The 16,296-nt window shown below is 71.0% G+C and carries 13 protein-coding genes and 1 tRNA gene; 8 read left to right on the forward strand and 6 right to left on the reverse strand.

Features of this window, described 5'->3' with window-relative positions:
• Positions 1–17: 17 nt before the first annotated feature.
• Positions 18–1,871, reverse strand: a complete 1,854-nt coding sequence (locus IZR02_RS02755) for a DUF2207 domain-containing protein (protein WP_025104580.1) — start codon at positions 1,869–1,871, stop codon at positions 18–20.
• 86 nt (positions 1,872–1,957) lie between these two features.
• Between IZR02_RS02755 and lysS the strand changes: the two genes are divergently transcribed.
• The gene (lysS, locus tag IZR02_RS02760; protein ID WP_025104579.1) at positions 1,958–3,490 is read left to right on the forward strand and encodes a lysine--tRNA ligase; all 1,533 of its coding nucleotides are present in this window, start codon (positions 1,958–1,960) and stop codon (positions 3,488–3,490) included.
• Positions 3,491–3,501: 11 nt separating this feature from the next.
• Here lysS and IZR02_RS02765 read toward each other — a convergent pair whose 3' ends face one another.
• Positions 3,502–4,611 carry a DUF4192 domain-containing protein gene (locus IZR02_RS02765; RefSeq protein ID WP_025104578.1) on the reverse strand — a complete coding sequence of 370 codons (1,110 nt, stop codon included), beginning with the start codon at positions 4,609–4,611 and terminating at the stop codon, positions 3,502–3,504.
• A gap of 112 nt (positions 4,612–4,723) precedes the next feature.
• On the opposite strand from IZR02_RS02765, the gene IZR02_RS02770 reads away from it, so the two are divergent.
• The 3 genes from IZR02_RS02770 (at position 4,724) to IZR02_RS02780 (ending at position 7,248) form a co-directional block, all read left to right on the forward strand.
• Positions 4,724–4,897: a hypothetical protein gene (locus IZR02_RS02770; protein ID WP_164498164.1), complete on the forward strand. Its 174-nt coding sequence runs from the start codon at positions 4,724–4,726 to the stop codon at positions 4,895–4,897.
• A gap of 86 nt (positions 4,898–4,983) precedes the next feature.
• On the forward strand, positions 4,984–6,444 hold the full coding sequence (gene cls, locus IZR02_RS02775) for a cardiolipin synthase (protein WP_025104577.1): 1,461 nt from the start codon (positions 4,984–4,986) through the stop codon (positions 6,442–6,444).
• A 57-nt stretch (positions 6,445–6,501) separates the two neighbouring features.
• Positions 6,502–7,248: a hypothetical protein gene (locus IZR02_RS02780; RefSeq protein ID WP_025104576.1), complete on the forward strand. Its 747-nt coding sequence runs from the start codon at positions 6,502–6,504 to the stop codon at positions 7,246–7,248.
• Positions 7,249–7,262: 14 nt separating this feature from the next.
• On the opposite strand, the gene IZR02_RS02785 is transcribed toward IZR02_RS02780, so the two are convergent.
• Positions 7,263–8,261: a diacylglycerol/lipid kinase family protein gene (locus IZR02_RS02785; protein WP_025104575.1), complete on the reverse strand. Its 999-nt coding sequence runs from the start codon at positions 8,259–8,261 to the stop codon at positions 7,263–7,265.
• A 98-nt stretch (positions 8,262–8,359) separates the two neighbouring features.
• On the opposite strand from IZR02_RS02785, the gene serS reads away from it, so the two are divergent.
• The 4 genes from serS (at position 8,360) to IZR02_RS02805 (ending at position 11,917) form a co-directional block, all read left to right on the forward strand.
• Positions 8,360–9,664, forward strand: coding sequence for a serine--tRNA ligase (serS, locus tag IZR02_RS02790; RefSeq protein ID WP_025104574.1), 1,305 nt, complete (start codon positions 8,360–8,362; stop codon positions 9,662–9,664).
• Positions 9,661–10,482, forward strand: coding sequence for an HAD family hydrolase (locus tag IZR02_RS02795; protein WP_025104573.1), 822 nt, complete (start codon positions 9,661–9,663; stop codon positions 10,480–10,482). The genes serS and IZR02_RS02795 overlap by 4 nt, the downstream gene beginning before the upstream one ends.
• Before the next feature lie 42 nt (positions 10,483–10,524).
• Positions 10,525–10,609, forward strand: a tRNA-Ser gene (locus IZR02_RS02800).
• 48 nt (positions 10,610–10,657) lie between these two features.
• Positions 10,658–11,917, forward strand: coding sequence for an LCP family protein (locus tag IZR02_RS02805; protein ID WP_025104572.1), 1,260 nt, complete (start codon positions 10,658–10,660; stop codon positions 11,915–11,917).
• Positions 11,918–11,924: 7 nt separating this feature from the next.
• Here the strand turns inward: IZR02_RS02805 and IZR02_RS02810 are convergent, their stop codons facing one another.
• The 3 genes from IZR02_RS02810 to IZR02_RS02820 are packed head-to-tail and all read right to left on the reverse strand — an operon-like array spanning position 11,925 to position 16,295.
• A complete protein-coding gene (locus IZR02_RS02810; protein ID WP_025104571.1) occupies positions 11,925–13,367 on the reverse strand; it encodes a rhamnulokinase in 1,443 nt (480 codons plus the stop codon).
• The gene (locus IZR02_RS02815) at positions 13,364–15,400 is read right to left on the reverse strand and encodes a bifunctional rhamnulose-1-phosphate aldolase/short-chain dehydrogenase (protein ID WP_025104570.1); all 2,037 of its coding nucleotides are present in this window, start codon (positions 15,398–15,400) and stop codon (positions 13,364–13,366) included. Before IZR02_RS02815 ends, IZR02_RS02810 begins: the two co-directional genes overlap by 4 nt.
• Positions 15,401–15,446: 46 nt before the next feature.
• Positions 15,447–16,295 carry an alpha/beta hydrolase fold domain-containing protein gene (locus IZR02_RS02820; RefSeq protein WP_025104569.1) on the reverse strand — a complete coding sequence of 283 codons (849 nt, stop codon included), beginning with the start codon at positions 16,293–16,295 and terminating at the stop codon, positions 15,447–15,449.
• Position 16,296 lies beyond the last annotated feature (1 nt).

Here is a 16,296-nt window from a genome sequence, read left to right on the forward strand (position 1 = left end):
GGCGCGGCGTCTCGGGCTCAGCGTCCGCCGGAGAAGCCGCCTCCGCCTCCGCCCCCGGAGAACCCGCCGCCGAACGAGCCGCCGGTAGCGGACGAGGTGCCGGTGGACGGGGCCGAGTAGGTCGCGGCCGCGGTCGAGGAGCTCATGAACGCCACGAGCGACGTGCGGAGAGCGAAGGACGTGGGGTCGCCGATCCAGGTCGGGCCGTGCGCCTCCCGGCTGTACGCACTCTCCAGCACCCGGCCCCACTCGTCCTCCATGCCGAACAGCATCGCGTAGGGGAGGAGGCGCTCGTAGACATGGATGACGTCCGCCCCCTCCTCGGTGCGCCGTTCCGCGCCGGTGTAGGACTGCAGCATCCGCAACCGATCCTCCTCCGCGACCCGGATGAACTCGCGCACCCCCTGCAGATGCTCGTACGCCTGCGCACCTTCCGGCGTCAGCACCGTGTGCCGCGAGAAGGTGAAGAAACTCGAGGCCGCGACGAGCAGCGTCCCGACGGAGATGGCGAGAAGCGCGGGGCCGGCGGACAGGCGTCCGGATGCCACGGCCACGATGGCGACGACGAGACCGGCCACGGCGAGGGCGATGGCCACGGACTGCAGGATGACGGCAGCGCGGCTGCGCGCCGTGGTCGTCAGACCGCGGCGGGAGGCCTCCTCCTGGCCCTTCGTCGTCAGCGCGGTCATCCGCGTCGCGAAGGCCTCGCTCTCGGTCGGCAGGTCCACGACGCCGTCCGCATCCGCGTGGAGGAAGAGCGCGTCGAGCGCAGCCTGATCGAGGGGGCTCGGCGCCCTGCCGTGGGGCTGTCGTCGCAGCCGGGGCGCTTCGGCTGACGTGCCTTCCTCGATGCGCAGGGCGCCGCGGACGGCGAGGTGCACGATCTCGACGGGCACCACGTTCTCGGCACCAGGGAGGAGCGCGGCCGCGAGGAGGGGAGGCTGGTCGTCGGGGACCTCGTACTGCGCCACGATGATCCCGCTGGCGCGGCGCCGACGTCGTCCCGAGCCCACCGTGGCCGCCCACCCGGCCGCGGACAGGCCGACGGCGCCGACCGCAGCGAGCACGGGCCCGAGGTCGGCGACGGGATCGGGCTGGCGGGCGGCCGGCTGGGTCACGGTCCCCGGTGCGAAGCCGACGGCCACCGTCACCCCGTCCCCGGCGGGAAGCGACCGGGTCTCGACATGGAACGTCGCGCCCTCCCCGCCCGCGATCGGCCCCGCGAGCTCGCAGGGAGCCGTGGATCCGGCAGGGCCGATGTAGCATCTCGTCGCGCCGGTGAGGTGGGTGGCCAGTGCCGCGTCGAAGCGGATGTCGGCCCGGAACGCCTCGATCGGCTGCGTGCTGTCGAGGGGGAGGAGATCCCAGTAGAACTCGTCCGCGGTGCGGGAACCCGACGCGTCCGGAGCGCTGCCGACGATGATGTCGCGCATCTCGTATTCGATGACATAGGTGGTCAGGCCGTGGACGAAGTCGTCGTCGCCGGTGAGGACGAAGAGCGTCCCGTCGTCCTCGTCGGTCTCGTACGGGACCGCGGCTCCGTCCTCGTCGGTGACCGCGAGCACCCGGGTGTCGAGGGCGGCGTCCTTGTACGTCGTCGCCAGCCCCCGCACGATGCCGCGGTTCTGGTCGGCGTCGGGGAATCGCGCGACGACGGTCTCCGTCACCTGCATGCGCGCCCGCCCGTCCTCGTCGAGCCCGACGTCGTACACCGCGTCCCAGGAGGCGTAGGAGAAGTCGTCCACGTCGGCGGCGGAGACGACGGTGGTGGCGGTCGCCGGGGCCGCCGCGACGGCGATCTCCGGCGCGAGGAGGGGGACGGTGGCGAGAGCGACGACGGCGCTCGCGCGGAGGATCCGAGTGGGGGCCATGCCTCGAGGCTACCCAGCACGCCGCGCGGCGAGGACGTCCCGCGCCATCTCGGTAAACTGGGGAGGACTTTCAAGGAGCCCCGCACATGACTGACGCGCCCGCCGCGCCCGAAACGGCCTCGGCCGCCCCTTCCGCCGAAGAGGACATCCACGAGCAGAAGGCCGTCCGCCTCGCCAAGCGCGAGCGTCTGATCGAGAAGCGCACGGACGCCGGCGGCGGTGCGTTCCCGGTCGCGGTGCCCGTGACGCACAGCATTCCCGCGCTGCGCGCGGAGTACGGAGGCCTCGAGCCCGGCGCCGAGACCGGCGTCGTCGTCGGTGTCGCCGGCCGCGTGGTGTTCAGCCGCAACACCGGCAAGCTCTGCTTCGCGACGCTCCAGGCCGGCGACGGCTCCCGGATCCAGGCGATGGTCTCCCTCGCCAACGTCGGCGAGGAGTCGCTCGCGGACTGGAAGGAGTACGTCGACCTCGGCGACCATGTCTTCGTGCACGGTGAGGTCATCTCCAGCCGTCGAGGCGAGCTGTCGATCATGGCGGACGACTGGGCCATCGCGTCGAAGGCGATCCTCCCGCTGCCCAACGCCTACGCCGAGCTGAGCGAAGAAGGACGCGTCCGCAGTCGCTACCTCGACCTCATCGTCCGGGAGCAGGCGCGGACGACCGTGCGTGCGCGTGCGGCGGTGAACGCGAGCCTGCGGGCGACGTTCGCCTCCCACGACTACCTCGAGGTGGAGACGCCCATGCTGCAGGTGCAGCACGGCGGCGCGTCCGCTCGCCCGTTCGTCACCCACTCCAATGCGTTCGACACGGAGCTCTACCTCCGCATCGCCCCGGAGCTGTACCTCAAGCGCGCGGTCGTCGGCGGCATCGAGCGGGTCTTCGAGATCAACCGGAACTTCCGCAACGAGGGCGCCGACTCCACGCACAGCCCGGAGTTCGCGATGCTCGAGGCCTACCAGGCCTACGGCGACTACAACCAGATGGCGGCACTGACGCAGGAACTCGTGCAGCAGGCGGCGATCGCGGTGGCCGGGTCGACCACGGTGACGTGGGCGGACGGCACCGAATACGACCTGGGTGGCGAGTGGGACCGCATCTCGATGTACGAGTCGCTGTCGGCCGCGTCCGGGCGGACCGTCACGCCGACGGACGCCGTCGCGGACCTGATCGCCTTCGCCGAGGCGAACGGCGTCGACGTGCCGCCTCAGGCCACGCACGGCAAGCTCGTCGAGGAGCTCTGGGAGCACTTCGTGAAGGGCGACCTCGTCCGGCCGACGTTCGTCATGGACTTCCCCGTCGACACCTCCCCGCTCGTGCGGGAGCACCGCTCCGTCGAGGGCGTCGTGGAGAAGTGGGACCTCTACATCCGTGGATTCGAGCTGGCGACCGGGTACTCCGAGCTCGTGGACCCGGTCATCCAGCGTGAGCGGTTCGAGGAGCAGGCGAAGCTCGCCGCCCGCGGCGACGTCGAGGCCATGCCGATCGACCAGGAGTTCCTCCGGGCTCTGGAGCACGGCATGCCGCCGTCCGGAGGGATGGGCATGGGCATCGACCGTCTCCTGATGGCGATCACCGGCCTGGGGATCCGCGAGACCATCCTCTTCCCGCTCGTCAAGTAGCAGCGGGGCGCTCATTCTCCTCGCCGCCCACGGAAGGCCCACTCCGGCAGGACCGCACCGCCGATCATGGCGTCGAGCAGTAGCGCGAGACTGTACGTCGGGTCGATCTCCCGCGCCATCTCGAGGTAGCGGCCCGCGTGCGTGGCGCGTCCGAGCGCCCAGGACAACCAGGCCGCGACGGTGAGCGGGCCGGGGCGTGCCTCCCGCGGGGCTCGTGCCGTGGCCTCGCGTACGGCACGAAGCGCGGTGCGGAGTCGCTCGCCGTCCGGCGCCGTGCCGCGGCCGAGGAACACACGCCCGATGTCGTCGGGCACGGGTGCCCCGGCGGCGGTGAAGGCGAGCTGCGCCTCCATGGTGCGGATGCCCTGACGGTGATCGGTCGCCCACTGCGCGATCGCCGTGTCGCGGATCGGTGGTCGCCCCAGGCACCACACGAGCGCGGCGGCGGTGAGGGGCGGGAGCGGATCCGAGGCCTCGAGAACCGATTCGAGGAACGCGGGGATGTCGTCGAGCAGAGCGGCGGCGGCGATCACCTGCGGCTCGCCGGCGCGCGTCGTGCGCTCCGGACCGAGCGCACGGTCGAGGCCGTGCAGGATGCGGGCGACCTGGCGGGCCTCCGCCGCAGGGGCGGATGGCAACGCCGCTCCGGAGAACTGGTCTCCCGAGACATCGCCGAGCGCGGCGGCCCCGGGCGGCGGAACGATGTCGGTCAGCGGATGCAGCACCGGATCGGTGTCCTCGTACCGGCTCCAGCCCTCCGGCGTCACGCACAGGGCCTCGACCACTCGGAGCCCCGCGCCCTCGGCGCAACCCAGAAGCGTGTCGACCGCCACCGCGTGCGGAAGCACGAGGCCGTCCGGCGTCTGCTCCGCCGGGGTGTCGGTGTAGACGACGACGGCCAGGGCGTCGGTCCCCGGCACCCGGACGACCAGGTCGACCGCCGCCGTGGCGTAGTGGAGGACGGGGATGACGTGATCGGGGAGGTCGAGGCGCATCGCCCCGTCGCTGCGGGAGCCCCGGAACGGGAGGAGGACGATGCTCTCGCGTGGCGTGAAGCCGGCGAGGGCGGGCACGATGGCCAGGAACTGGGCGGAGTCGGAGGCGCGGAGCACGGTTGTCATGAGGAGAGGGTGACGTTTCTGCGCACGTGACGGGGCACCGGAGGGGCGCTGTGGATGAGAATCCTGGGAAGCGCCACCTGTGCACGAGTAGTCGCTCGCGTACGATGGACGCATGGACAACTTCTGGCTCGCCGCGGCATGGTCGCTCCTGCCGACGGTCGGCGTCAGCATCGTCTTCTTCGTCGTGCTTCGCGGCATCCTCCGGTTCGATCGCACGGAGCGCAAGGTGCACGCGCAGATCGAGGCCGAGGAACGCGCCGCGCGCGGGCTGCCGCCGCGCCCCTGAGTCCGACCCATCCGCTACTGTGAAGCGAGCGCGCCCGGTCCGGCGCGCCCCGGGGTGACCATCCTCGGTGTGGGTGAGGGGGCGAGATGACCGCGGAGTCCTGGGGATGGTGGGTCGCCGCCTTCGTCCTGGTGCTCGACATCATCATCCGCGTCACCGCGATCATCGTCATCCCGCGCAACCGCCGTCCCACCGCGGCGATGGCCTGGCTCCTCGCCGTGTTCTTCATCCCGGTGGTCGGCGTCTTCCTGTTCCTGCTGATCGGGAACCCCCGCCTGCCGCGCGCACGCCGGCGCAAGCAGGAGCAGATCAACCAGTACATCGCGGAGACCAGCGAGCACCTCCACTTCGGGACGCTCCGGCCGAACGCCCCCGCCTGGTTCGGGCCGATCGTGCAGATGAACCAGCGTCTCGGCGCCCTGCCGCTCTCCGGCGACAACGGCGCCCACCTCATCTCCGACTACCAGGAGTCGCTCGACGAGATGGCGGAGGCCATCCGCACGGCGCAGGAGTACGTGCACGTCGAGTTCTACATCCTGCAGTCCGACGACTCGACGGACAACTTCTTCCGCGCCCTCGAAGAGGTGGCTGCGCGGGGTGTGGCCGTGCGCGTGCTCCTCGACCACTGGGCGAACCGGGGCAAGCCGCGCTACCGCCAGACCATCGCCCGCCTGAACGACATGGGTGCGGAGTGGCACCTGATGCTTCCCGTGCAGCCGCTCAAGGGCAAGATGCAGCGCCCGGATCTTCGCAATCACCGCAAGCTCCTCGTCGTGGACGGCAACATCGCCTTCCTGGGGTCGCAGAACATCACGGACTCCACCTACAACCTGCCGAAGAACATCCGGCGGGGCCTGCACTGGGTCGACCTGATGGTCCGCCTGGATGGGCCGGTGGTGCTGAGCGTCAACGCGATCTTCCTCAGCGACTGGTACAGCGAGACGGACGTCGTGCTCGAGGAGATCGACATCTCGCACGCCAACATCGGCTCCGGCGACCTGGACTGTCAGGTGGTGCCGTCCGGCCCGGGCTTCGAGGTGGAGAACAACCTGCGGCTCTTCCTCGCCCTCCTGTACGCGGCGAAGAAGCAGATCATGATCGTCAGTCCCTACTTCGTCCCGGACGAGGCCCTGCTGCTCGCGGTCACCGCGGCCGTCGACCGCGGTGTCGAGGTGCAGCTGTTCGTCTCGGAGGAGGGCGACCAGGCGATGGTCTACCACGCCCAGCGCAGCTACTACGAGGCGCTGCTCCGGGCGGGCGTGCGGATCTGGATGTACCGGAAGCCCTACATCCTCCACACCAAGAGCCTGACGATCGACGACGAGGTGGCCGTCATCGGCTCCAGCAACATGGACATGCGCTCCTTCGGTCTGAACCTCGAGGTCTCGATGCTCGTGCGCGGCGAGGAGTTCGTCGCCGAGATGCGCGAGGTCGAGGACAAGTACCGGTCGCTGAGCCGGGAGCTGACGCTCGAGGAGTGGCTGCAGCAGCCGCTGCGCTCCACCGTGCTCGACAATCTCGCGCGGCTCACCTCCGCTCTGCAGTGATCGCGCGATCCGTCAACCCCGGTTTCGAGGAGCGGAACCCGCCGCTACCCTGAGGGCATGACTCCCCGCAGGCTCGTGCTCGCCGTGTCCTCCGCGCTCGCCGCGGCCCTCGTCCTCGCCGGCTGCACGGTCGGTCCCGGCGGAGCCGCACCGCATTCGACGTCCGACCCCTCCAGCGGCCCGGGAAGCGCCGGGAGCGCGGACGACCAGGACGACATGGACGGAGCGCTCCTCGACGACGGGCGGATGTTCGCTGTCGTCAGCTGGGGGTCGTCGACCTGCCTCCCCCAGGTGGACGAGGTCTCTGCCGAGGGGCAGCGGGTCTCCGTCACGCTCGTCGAGCCGGAAGGTGACGGCGCCACGGAGCAGGCCTGCACGGCGGACCTCGCGCCCCGGGCCAGCCTCGGAGCGCTGCCGGACGGCGTCGACCCGACCAAGGACGTGACGCTGGTGGTGACGTACGGCGACCTGATCGACGAGATCGACGTCGACGGCGACCCCGCCGCCACGGCCACTCCCGGTTCGTCGACCGAGTACCAGCCGTCCGCGGCCTGGTTCGACGACGGCGGTCTGGTGCTGCTGACCTGGGGCTCCTCCAGCTGTGCTCCGGTCGTCGACTCCGTCGAAGCGGACGGCTCGACGGGAACCGTGACCTTCGTCACGGACGAGGATCAGGTGTGCACCATGGACATGGCGCCGCGGGCCACGGTGGTCGAGTTCGCCGAGGACGAGGTCGACGACGACGCCCCGTTTAAACTGACGCTCGTCGGCGGCGGTCTCGACGGCACGGTCGAGGTCCGCTGAGTCGGACGCCCTCGTCAGAGGATGTGCACCGGGTGACCGGTGGGCAGCGCGAGCAGAAGCGCGCCGGGGTCGGCTCGACACGTGAGGTGCACGGCCTCGCCGAACTCGTCGCCGTCGAGCTCGACGGGTGTGGGGGCGGAGGCGGCGGCCTCGGCGCGGGCACCGCGGAAGTAGTGCACCGAGGCATCCGTGCCGCGGCGCTCGAGCACGAACCGACCGGCACGTGAGCGGCGCAGCACGGAGTTGTCCCACCAGATCTTGCGCCAGACCCCGAGCCAGCCGAGCACGCCGGTCGGCTGGATGACCGCCACGTCGAGGGTCGCATCGGTGATGGAGGCGTCCGGGATGAGGGAGATGCCGGCCGGAAGCGTGCCGCAGTTCGCGAACAGGATGCTGTGCACCTTGGTGGAATGCAGGCGCCCCGTGCCGATCTGGTACACCGCCCGGAAGGGCTTGGCGCGGGGGAGGGATCGGGCGGCGCCGTCGACGTAGGCGATCCAGCCGACGGACTTCTTCAGGTCGGCACGGGTGTTCGCGATCATGTCGGCGTCGAGGCCGATGCCGGCGAGCACGACGAAGGCGTGCTCCTCCTCGGAGCCGTCCTCCCTGGTCATCCGCGCCCAGCCGATGTCGATCGGATGACGGAAGTCGCCGAGGGCGGCGCGGATCATCTCCGCCGGGTCGGCCAGCGGCAGCCCGAGATTCCGGGCGAGGAGGTTCCCGGTGCCGCTCGGCAGGATGGCGAGGGGGACCCCCGTGCCGGCGATGGCCTCCGCGACGGCGCGCACCGTCCCGTCTCCGCCGGCCACGAGCACCACATCCACGCCGCGCGCCAGTGCCTCGGCCGTCGCCCCCTGGCCCGCATCCTCCACGGTCGTCGGATAGAAGGCGGGGTGATCCCATCCCGCCTCTCGGGACAGATCGCGGACCTGCGCGCGCAGGCGCTTCCCGTCGACCTTCACGGGGTTGTACACGAGCGCCGCCTGCTTCAGAACGCGGGGACTCGTGGTCATGGCGCTACTCTAGACCGGCATCCGCCGAGGGGCGGGACGCCGGTGGAGGGAAAACCAGGACGCCCGGTCCCGCGCCGCGCACCTCGTAGACTTGCGGAATGATCGACCTCGCACTCCTCCGCGAAAATCCGGAGATCGTCCGCCGTTCGCAGGCTGCCCGTGGCAACGACCAGAGCACCGTCGACGTCGCACTCGAGGCCGACCGATCGCGCCGCGCGGCACTGGCCGCGTTCGAGGAGCTCCGCGCGGAGCAGAACGCCTTCGGCAAGCAGGTCGCGAAGGCGCCCAAGGAGGAGAAGGCCGCCCTGGTCGCGCAGGCGAAGGACCTCGCCGACCGGGTCAAGCAGGCCCAGCACGCGGCCAACGAGGCCGCCGACGCCGCGGCTGCAGCCCTCGCCCGGATCGAGAACGTCGTCATCGACGGTGTTCCCGCCGGCGGTGAGGAGGACTTCGTCGAGCTGCGGCGCGTCGGGGAGGTGCCGGCGTTCGACTTCGAGCCGCGGGATCACCTCGAGCTCGGGGAGATGCTCGGCGCGATCGACATGGAGCGCGGTGCCAAGGTCTCCGGCGCGCGGTTCTACTTCCTCCGCGGAATCGGCGCCCGCCTCGAGATCGCACTCATGAACCTCGCCCTCGACAAGGCGCTGCAGAACGGCTTCGTCCCGCTGATCACGCCCACGCTCGTGCGTCCGGAGATCATGCAGGGCACCGGCTTCCTCGGCGAGCACGCCGATGAGGTCTACCACCTCGACAAGGACGACGACCTCTACCTCGTCGGCACCAGCGAGGTCGCGCTCGCCGGGTACCACAAGGACGAGATCGTCGACCTCGCGCGCGGGGCCCTCCGGTACGCCGGATGGTCGACCTGCTACCGCCGGGAGGCCGGCTCGCACGGCAAGGACACCCGCGGAATCATCCGCGTGCACCAGTTCAACAAGCTGGAGATGTTCGTCTACACGACCGCCGAGGACGCCGAGGCGGAGCACCTGCGGCTCGTCGCGCTGCAGGAGGAGATGCTGACCTCGCTCGGCCTCGCCTACCGGGTGATCGACGTCGCCGCAGGAGACCTCGGGTCGAGCGCGGCGCGGAAGTACGACATCGAGGCCTGGGTGCCCACTCAGGGCGCCTTCCGCGAGCTGACCTCCACGTCGAACTGCACGACCTTCCAGGCGCGGCGTCTCGACGTCCGGTACCGCCCGGCCGCGGAGGACGGCGGGACGGCGCCGAAGACCCAGCACGTCGCGACGCTCAACGGCACGCTTGCGACCACGCGCTGGATCGTCGCCCTGCTCGAGACGCACCAGCAGGCGGACGGCTCGGTGCGGGTCCCCGAGGTCCTGCGCCCCTACCTCGGCGGACTCGAGGTGATCCGCCCGCTCGCCGACGAGCAGGCCGCCCGATGACAGCGCCCTGGCTGGTCGGCCTCGACGTCGACGGGACCATCCTCCTGCAGGACGAGACGATGAGCCCCGGCGTGCCCGAGGCCGTCGCCCGGGTGCGGGACGCGGGTCATGTGGTGACCATCGCGACGGGACGAAGCTGGATGGCGACCCGCCGCTACGTGGAGGAGCTCGGGCTGACCGCGGACTACGTGGTGTGCTCCAACGGTGCGGTGACCATGCGCCGTGACGGCGACGAGTGGGAGCGCTGGCACGTCGAGACCTTCGACCCGACGCCGGTGCTCGCCCTGCTCCAGGAGCGCCTTCCGGACGCGCGCTACATGGTCGAGCTCGGGTCGGGGCAGCGGCTGTTCACGGAGCAGCTCGACGACTGGACGCTCGACGGCGGCCGCCAGGTCGACTTCGAGGAGCTCGGGGCCCTCCCCGTCTCCCGCATCGTCGTCGTCTCGCCCGGACACGATGAGGACGACTTCCACCGACTCGTCGCCGACGCCGGACTCAACGAGGTCTCGTATGCGATCGGCTGGACGGCGTGGCTGGACATCGCCCCCCAGGGCGTCGACAAGGGGACGGCGCTGGAGCGCGTGCGCGACGAGCTCGGCCTCGACGCGGCCCGGGTCCTCGTCGCCGGGGACGGACGCAACGACATCGGCATGTTCGGCTGGGCGCGCACCGGCGGCGGCCGCGCCGTGGCCATGGGACAGGCGCCCGCCGAGGTGAAGGACGCCGCGGGTGAGGTGACCGCCGACGTCGAGCAGGGAGGGCTTGCGGCGGCGCTGAACACGCTTCCAGCACCCGCCCAGGTCGACGCAGGAGAATAGAACTCGGCTAGACTCGCGCCTGGTCGGCAGATGTTTCTGTCGGGAGGGTTGTCCGAGCGGCCGATGGAGCTGGTCTTGAAAACCAGTGGGCAGAGATGTCTCGTGGGTTCGAATCCCACACCCTCCGCTTCCTGAGCGCGGTACCCCCGCCGTCGCTGAATTCGAAAGGGCCCGAGTGAGCGAGAACACCCGCCGCCGCCGCACCGTCGCGCGACATGGTCAGCTGCGCTCGCCCGGCGCCGCCAGTCAGCTGCTCAAGCTCCTCGCGATCAGCATGGCGGTGGTGCTCGTCAGCGGCATCGGGGTCGCGGCCTACATCTGGTTCGACTTCTCGAGCACGGTCTCGGCGAACGCCGTCGACCTCGACGGCCAGGAAGACCTCCCGCCGGACATCAGCGCGTACAAGGGCGGGTTCAACCTCGTCCTCACCGGCGTCGACACGTGCGAGGACGACTACAAGCAGTACTTCGGCGACCGGTGCACGGGCGGCGACGCCGAGGGCACCCTCAACGACGTGAACCTGCTCGTGCACGTCTCGGAGGAGCCGCGGCGGATCACGGTCGTCAGCTTCCCGCGCGACCTGATGATCCCGATCCCGTCCTGTGAGGACGAGGACGGCAACGCCACCGCCGCGATGAGCAAGCAGCCCCTGAACGTCGCGTACACCGACGGCGGGCTGAACTGCGTCGTCCGCACGATCTCCGCCCTCACGGACCAGGAGGTGCAGTTCGCCGCCTCCGTGACGTTCGGCGGCGTCATCGAGATCACCAACGCGATCGGCGGCGTCGACGTCTGCCTCGCCAACCCGATCCGCGACCGCTACACCGGTCTCGACATGGCCGCCGGCACCCACACCGTCCAGGGCCTCGAAGCCCTGCAGTTCCTCCGCACCCGGCACGGTGTCGGCGACGGCAGCGACCTCGGCCGCATCGGCAACCAGCAGCAGTACATGTCCAGCCTCGCGCGCAAGCTCATCAGCGGTGAGGTGCTGGGCAACGTGCCGGTCATGCTGAAGCTCGCCAACACCGGCATCCAGAACCTGGAGACGAGCACGTCGCTCGCCGATCCCATGATGATCGTGCAGATAGCGCTCGCCGTGAAGTCGGTGCCGTTCGAGGACATCGTGTTCGTGCAGTACCCGACGCTGACCGACTGGAACGACCCGAACAAGGTCGTGCCGAACGAGGAGGCCGCCGTCGCGCTCTGGGACGCGATCGAGGCCAACGCCCAGCTACAGATCACCCACGAGAACACCAGCAACGACGGCGTCGTCGTGCAGGACCCGACGACTCCGACCGAGCCGACCGAGCCCGTCGAACCGACGCAGGAGGCGACGCCGACCCCGACGACCGCTCCGGACGTCGTGGCGCTGCCGGATTCGATCAAGGGCAACTCCGCCGCCCAGCAGACCTGCTCGAACGGCAACGTGCGCTGATCGGCCCTCAGGCGCCCCGCGGGCGGTAGACCGTCGGCGGGTGCGTCGTCGCCACGAGAGCGCGGAGCTCCGAGAGCGCGGCCGGCGCCGCTCCCCGGGCCCGCGCCTGGACGAGGACGTTGCCGAGAGCGGTCGCCTCGACAGGACCGGCGAGGACGGGAAGCCCGGTGCGGTCCGCGGTCGCCTGACACAGCAGCCGGTTGAGAGACCCGCCGCCGACGAGGTGGACGACGTCGAGGGGCTGCCCGGAGAGCCGGCCCGCCGTCCCGACGGCGTCGGCGAACGCGGCCGCGATGCTCTCCACGACGAGCCGGACGAAGGCCGGGCGCGAGGTGGGGGCGGCGACGCCGCTCGCCCGCAGGCGATCGGCGATACGCGCCGGCATGTCGCCGGGGGCCGAGAGCGCGGGGTCGTTCGCATCGAACACCGCCGACGGCGGCTCCGCGGCGGCGGCCTCGGCGAGCAGTCCCGACAGATCGATGGGTTCTCCGTCTTCGGCCTCCCAGGCCCGCACGGTCTCGCTGAGGAGCCACAGTCCGGTCACGTTGTGGAGGACGCGGAAGCGGTCGTCCACGCCGCGTTCGTTGGTGAAGTTGGCGTCCCGCGCCGCCGCCGTGAGGATCGGCTCGACCCGCTCGACCCCGACCAGTCCCCAGGTGCCGCAGGAGATGTACGCGGCACGGGGCGACGTCATCGGGACGGCGACCACCGCCGAGGCGGTGTCGTGCGAGCCCACGGCGATCACCGGCAGATCCGCGCCGATGCGCTCCGCGACCTCGGGGCGCAGCCGACCGATGACCGTGCCGGGATCGACGAGGTCCGGCAGGAGAGAGGCATCGATGCCGAGGCGGGTCGCGAGCGCCTGATCCCAGGTGCCGGCCCTCACATCCAGCAGCCCCGTCGTCGAGGCGTTGGTCCGTTCGGCGACGCGGGCGCCGGTGAGGAGGAAGGCGAGGAGGTCCGGGATGAGGAGCGCGGTATCGGCGTCGTGCCGGAGCTCGTCCGCCCGGAGCTGGTAGAGCGTGTTGAACGGGAGGAACTGCAGGCCGTTGCGTGCGTGGAGGTCGTCGAACGGGACGAGGGAGTGCACCTCGTCCACCCCGCGGGCGGTGCGGTCGTCGCGGTAGTGGAACGGCTCCGCGAGCAGCTCGCCGGCGCGGAGGAGGCCGTAGTCGACCGCCCACGAGTCGATCCCGATCGACTCGATGCCCGGTTCCCGGCGGACCGCTTCGGCCAGGCCGTCGAGGACATGGTCGACGAGCGCGTCGAAGTCCCAGTGCAGACCGTCGGCGCGGGCGACCGGGCCGTTCGGGAAGCGGGAGACGGGCTCGAGCTCCAGGACGTCCGGCCCCACGCGGCCGATCATCACACGACCGCTCGTGGCGCCGAGATCCACCGCCGCGACCGCACGGACGTGCCGTGCGGTCGCGGGCGAGCGGTCGTCGGTCATCGCAGGAACGCCGCGGCGACGCCGGAATCGACGGGGATGTGCAGCCCGGTGGTCCGGCTCAGCTCCGGACCGGTCAGCACGAAGACGGCGTCCGCGACGTTCTCCGGCACGACCTCGCGCTTGAGGATGGTGCGGTTGGCGTAGAACTGGCCGAGGTCTTCTTCCTTGACGCCGTACGTGGCCGCCCGGTTCGCTCCCCACCCGGAGGCGAAGATGCCGGAACCGCGGACCACACCGTCGGGGTTGATGCCGTTGACCCGGATGCCGTGCTCGCCGAGTTCCACCGCGAGCAGCCGCACCTGGTGCGCCTGGTCGGCCTTCGTCGCCGAGTACGCGATGTTGTTCGGGCCCGCGAAGACGGAGTTCTTGGAGGAGATGTAGACGATGTCGCCGCCGAGCCCCTGATCGATGAGCACCCGGGCTGCCGCCTTCGAGACGAGGAACGAGCCCTTCGCCATCACGTCGTGCTGGAGATCCCAGTCCTTCTCGGTCGTCTCCAGCAGCGGCTTCGACAGCGAGAGGCCGGCGTTGTTCACGACGAGGTCGAGGCCGCCGAACGCGAGCACCGCCTCGTCGATCGCGGCCTGCACCGCATCGGCGTCGGCGACATCGGCGGCCACGCCGATCGCGACGTCCTCGTTCCCGAGCTCGGCGGCCGCGGCCCTGGCCTTGTCCAGGTCGAGGTCGGCGACGACGACGCAGGCGCCCTCCGCGGCCAGGCGGGTGGCGATCGCCTTGCCGATGCCGCTCGCGGCGCCGGTGACGAGCGCGATGCGGCCCTGGTGGGACTTCGGCTTCGGCATCCGCTGCAGCTTCGCCTCCTCCAGCGCCCAGTACTCGATGCGGAACTTCTCGGCGTCGGAGATGGGGGAGTAGCTCGACAGCGCCTCGGCGCCGCGCATCACGTTGATCGCGTTCACGTAGAACTCGCCGGCGACCCGCGCGGTCTGCGTGTTCGCCCCGTACGAGAACATCCCGACGCCGGGCACGAGGACGATGAGCGGATCCGCCCCTCGGATCGCGGGCGATTCGGCGGTCGCGTGCGCGTCGTAGTAGGCCTGGTAGTCGGCGCGGTAGGCGGCGTGGAGCTCCCGCAGGCGTTCCGTCTGCTCCTCCACGGTCGCCGTCGCGGGCAGGTCGAGGAGGAGCGGCTTGACCTTGGTGCGCAGGAAGTGGTCGGGGCAGCTCGTGCCGAGGGCGGCGAGGGCCGGAGCCTTCTCGGAGGCCAGGAAGTCGAGGACCACGGCGCTGTCGGTGAAGTGGCCGACCATCGGCTTGTCCGTCGACGCGAGACCGCGGATGGTGCCGGCGAGGGCGGCCGCCCGTGCGCGGCGCTCCGGCTCCGGCAGGGCCTCGAAGCCCGATCGCGTGCCGCCGAACGGCGCGGGGGAGCCGTGCTCCGCGATGTAGGCGGCGGCGGTGTCGATCATCCACAGGGAGTTCGTTTCCGCCTCCTCCGAGGTGTCTCCCCACGCGGTGATGCCGTGGCCGCCGAGGATCGTGCCGATGGCCTGCGGGTTCTCCGCCTTGATCTGCGCGATGTCCAGTCCGAGCTGGAAGCCGGGGCGGCGCCACGGCACCCAGACCACGCGGTCGCCGAAGATGGTCGTCGTGAGTTCCTCGCCATCGGCCGCGGTGGCGATCGCGATGCCCGAGTCGGGGTGGAGGTGATCCACGTGCGGGGCGTCGACCAGGCCGTGCATCGCGGTGTCGATCGAGGGGGCGGCGCCGCCCTTGCCGTGCAGGCAGTAGTCGAACGCGGCGACCATCTCGTCCTCCCGCTCGACCCCGGGATAGACATCGACGAGCGCGCGCACGCGGTCGAGGCGGAGGACCGCGAGGCCGGCCTCGGTCAGGGTGCCGAGGTCACCGCCGGAGCCCTTCACCCAGAGGAGCTCGACCGGCTGCCCCGTCACCGGGTCGATCTCGGTGCCCTTGGCGGAGGTGTTGCCGCCCGCGTAGTTCGTGTTCTTCGGGTCGGCGCCCAGGCGGTTGCTCCGCGCGATCAGTTCGGCGGCGGTGGGGTTCGTCATGTGAGTCCTCGGTTCGTGAGTGAAGATGCCGGTCGACGCCGGAGAGTCAGGGGAGTCGCAGGATCCGAGTCGCGAACCGATCGATCGTCGCGGCGAAGGCGGATTCCTCGGGGCGGTTGAGGTGCCCGTGGGTGGTGCCCGGCTCGACGACGACGTCGACCTTGACGCCGGCGGCGGCGAGGGAGCGGGCGAACGCCTCGCCGGACACACGGAGTTCGTCGGTCTCGTCGTTGACCATGATGGTGGGCGGGAAAGAGGCGAGCGCCGTCGGCTCTGCGGTGCCGGGGACGGCATAGACGTCCGCCGTGTCGGGGTCGCTCCCGAGATAGTTCTCGTACATGCCCCGCACGAAGTCCGGGCTGAACACGTCAGCGGAGGGATCTCCGTCGAGCAGGGCACGCAGCTCCGGGTCGGGAGCGGCCTGCACCGCCTGCAGGGTCGGGTAGGCGAGGACCGCGAGTGCGGGCACCACGCCGCCCTCGTGCGCGAGGCGGAGCGCCGCGCCGGTGGCGAGGTTGCCGCCTGCGCTGGCTCCGCCGATCGCCCAACCTCGCGAAGCGACGTCCGACATGGCGGCCCAGCGGAACGCGGAGACCATCTCGTCGTGCGGGACGGGGTAGTGCACACCGCCGCGCTCCTCCGCGCCGAGGCGTGCGCTCCACTCGGCTGTCATCGGGGCGAGGGCGTAGTCCACGCTCATGACCGCGATCCCGCGATCTGCGAACGCCCGTGCGACGGCGTCGGCCTCCGGCATGTCGATGTCCCCGCCCGCGAATCCGCCGCCGTGCGCCCACACCAAGCCGTGGCCGCTCGGCGACTTCGGGGAGTAGACGCGCACACGCAGCGGCCCGTGCGGCCCGTCCAAGACGTGATCGTGGATGTCGCGCGCGCTCATA

The organism is Microbacterium paraoxydans (genome assembly GCF_019056515.1).
In the GTDB taxonomy this organism is placed as follows: Bacteria; Actinomycetota; Actinomycetes; order Actinomycetales; family Microbacteriaceae; genus Microbacterium.

What these genes read in the sequence shown, in the direction of transcription:
- IZR02_RS02755 (WP_025104580.1), bottom strand. Translation starts at nt 1,871, where the DNA reads ATGGCCCCCACTCGGATCCTCCGCGCGAGCGCCGTCGTCGCTCTCGCC.
- lysS (WP_025104579.1), top strand. Translation starts at nt 1,958, where the DNA reads ATGACTGACGCGCCCGCCGCGCCCGAAACGGCCTCGGCCGCCCCTTCC.
- IZR02_RS02765 (WP_025104578.1), bottom strand. Translation starts at nt 4,611, where the DNA reads ATGACAACCGTGCTCCGCGCCTCCGACTCCGCCCAGTTCCTGGCCATC.
- IZR02_RS02770 (WP_164498164.1), top strand. Translation starts at nt 4,724, where the DNA reads ATGGACAACTTCTGGCTCGCCGCGGCATGGTCGCTCCTGCCGACGGTC.
- cls (WP_025104577.1), top strand. Translation starts at nt 4,984, where the DNA reads ATGACCGCGGAGTCCTGGGGATGGTGGGTCGCCGCCTTCGTCCTGGTG.
- IZR02_RS02780 (WP_025104576.1), top strand. Translation starts at nt 6,502, where the DNA reads ATGACTCCCCGCAGGCTCGTGCTCGCCGTGTCCTCCGCGCTCGCCGCG.
- IZR02_RS02785 (WP_025104575.1), bottom strand. Translation starts at nt 8,261, where the DNA reads ATGACCACGAGTCCCCGCGTTCTGAAGCAGGCGGCGCTCGTGTACAAC.
- serS (WP_025104574.1), top strand. Translation starts at nt 8,360, where the DNA reads ATGATCGACCTCGCACTCCTCCGCGAAAATCCGGAGATCGTCCGCCGT.
- IZR02_RS02795 (WP_025104573.1), top strand. Translation starts at nt 9,661, where the DNA reads ATGACAGCGCCCTGGCTGGTCGGCCTCGACGTCGACGGGACCATCCTC.
- IZR02_RS02810 (WP_025104571.1), bottom strand. Translation starts at nt 13,367, where the DNA reads ATGACCGACGACCGCTCGCCCGCGACCGCACGGCACGTCCGTGCGGTC.
- IZR02_RS02815 (WP_025104570.1), bottom strand. Translation starts at nt 15,400, where the DNA reads ATGACGAACCCCACCGCCGCCGAACTGATCGCGCGGAGCAACCGCCTG.
- IZR02_RS02820 (WP_025104569.1), bottom strand. Translation starts at nt 16,295, where the DNA reads ATGAGCGCGCGCGACATCCACGATCACGTCTTGGACGGGCCGCACGGG.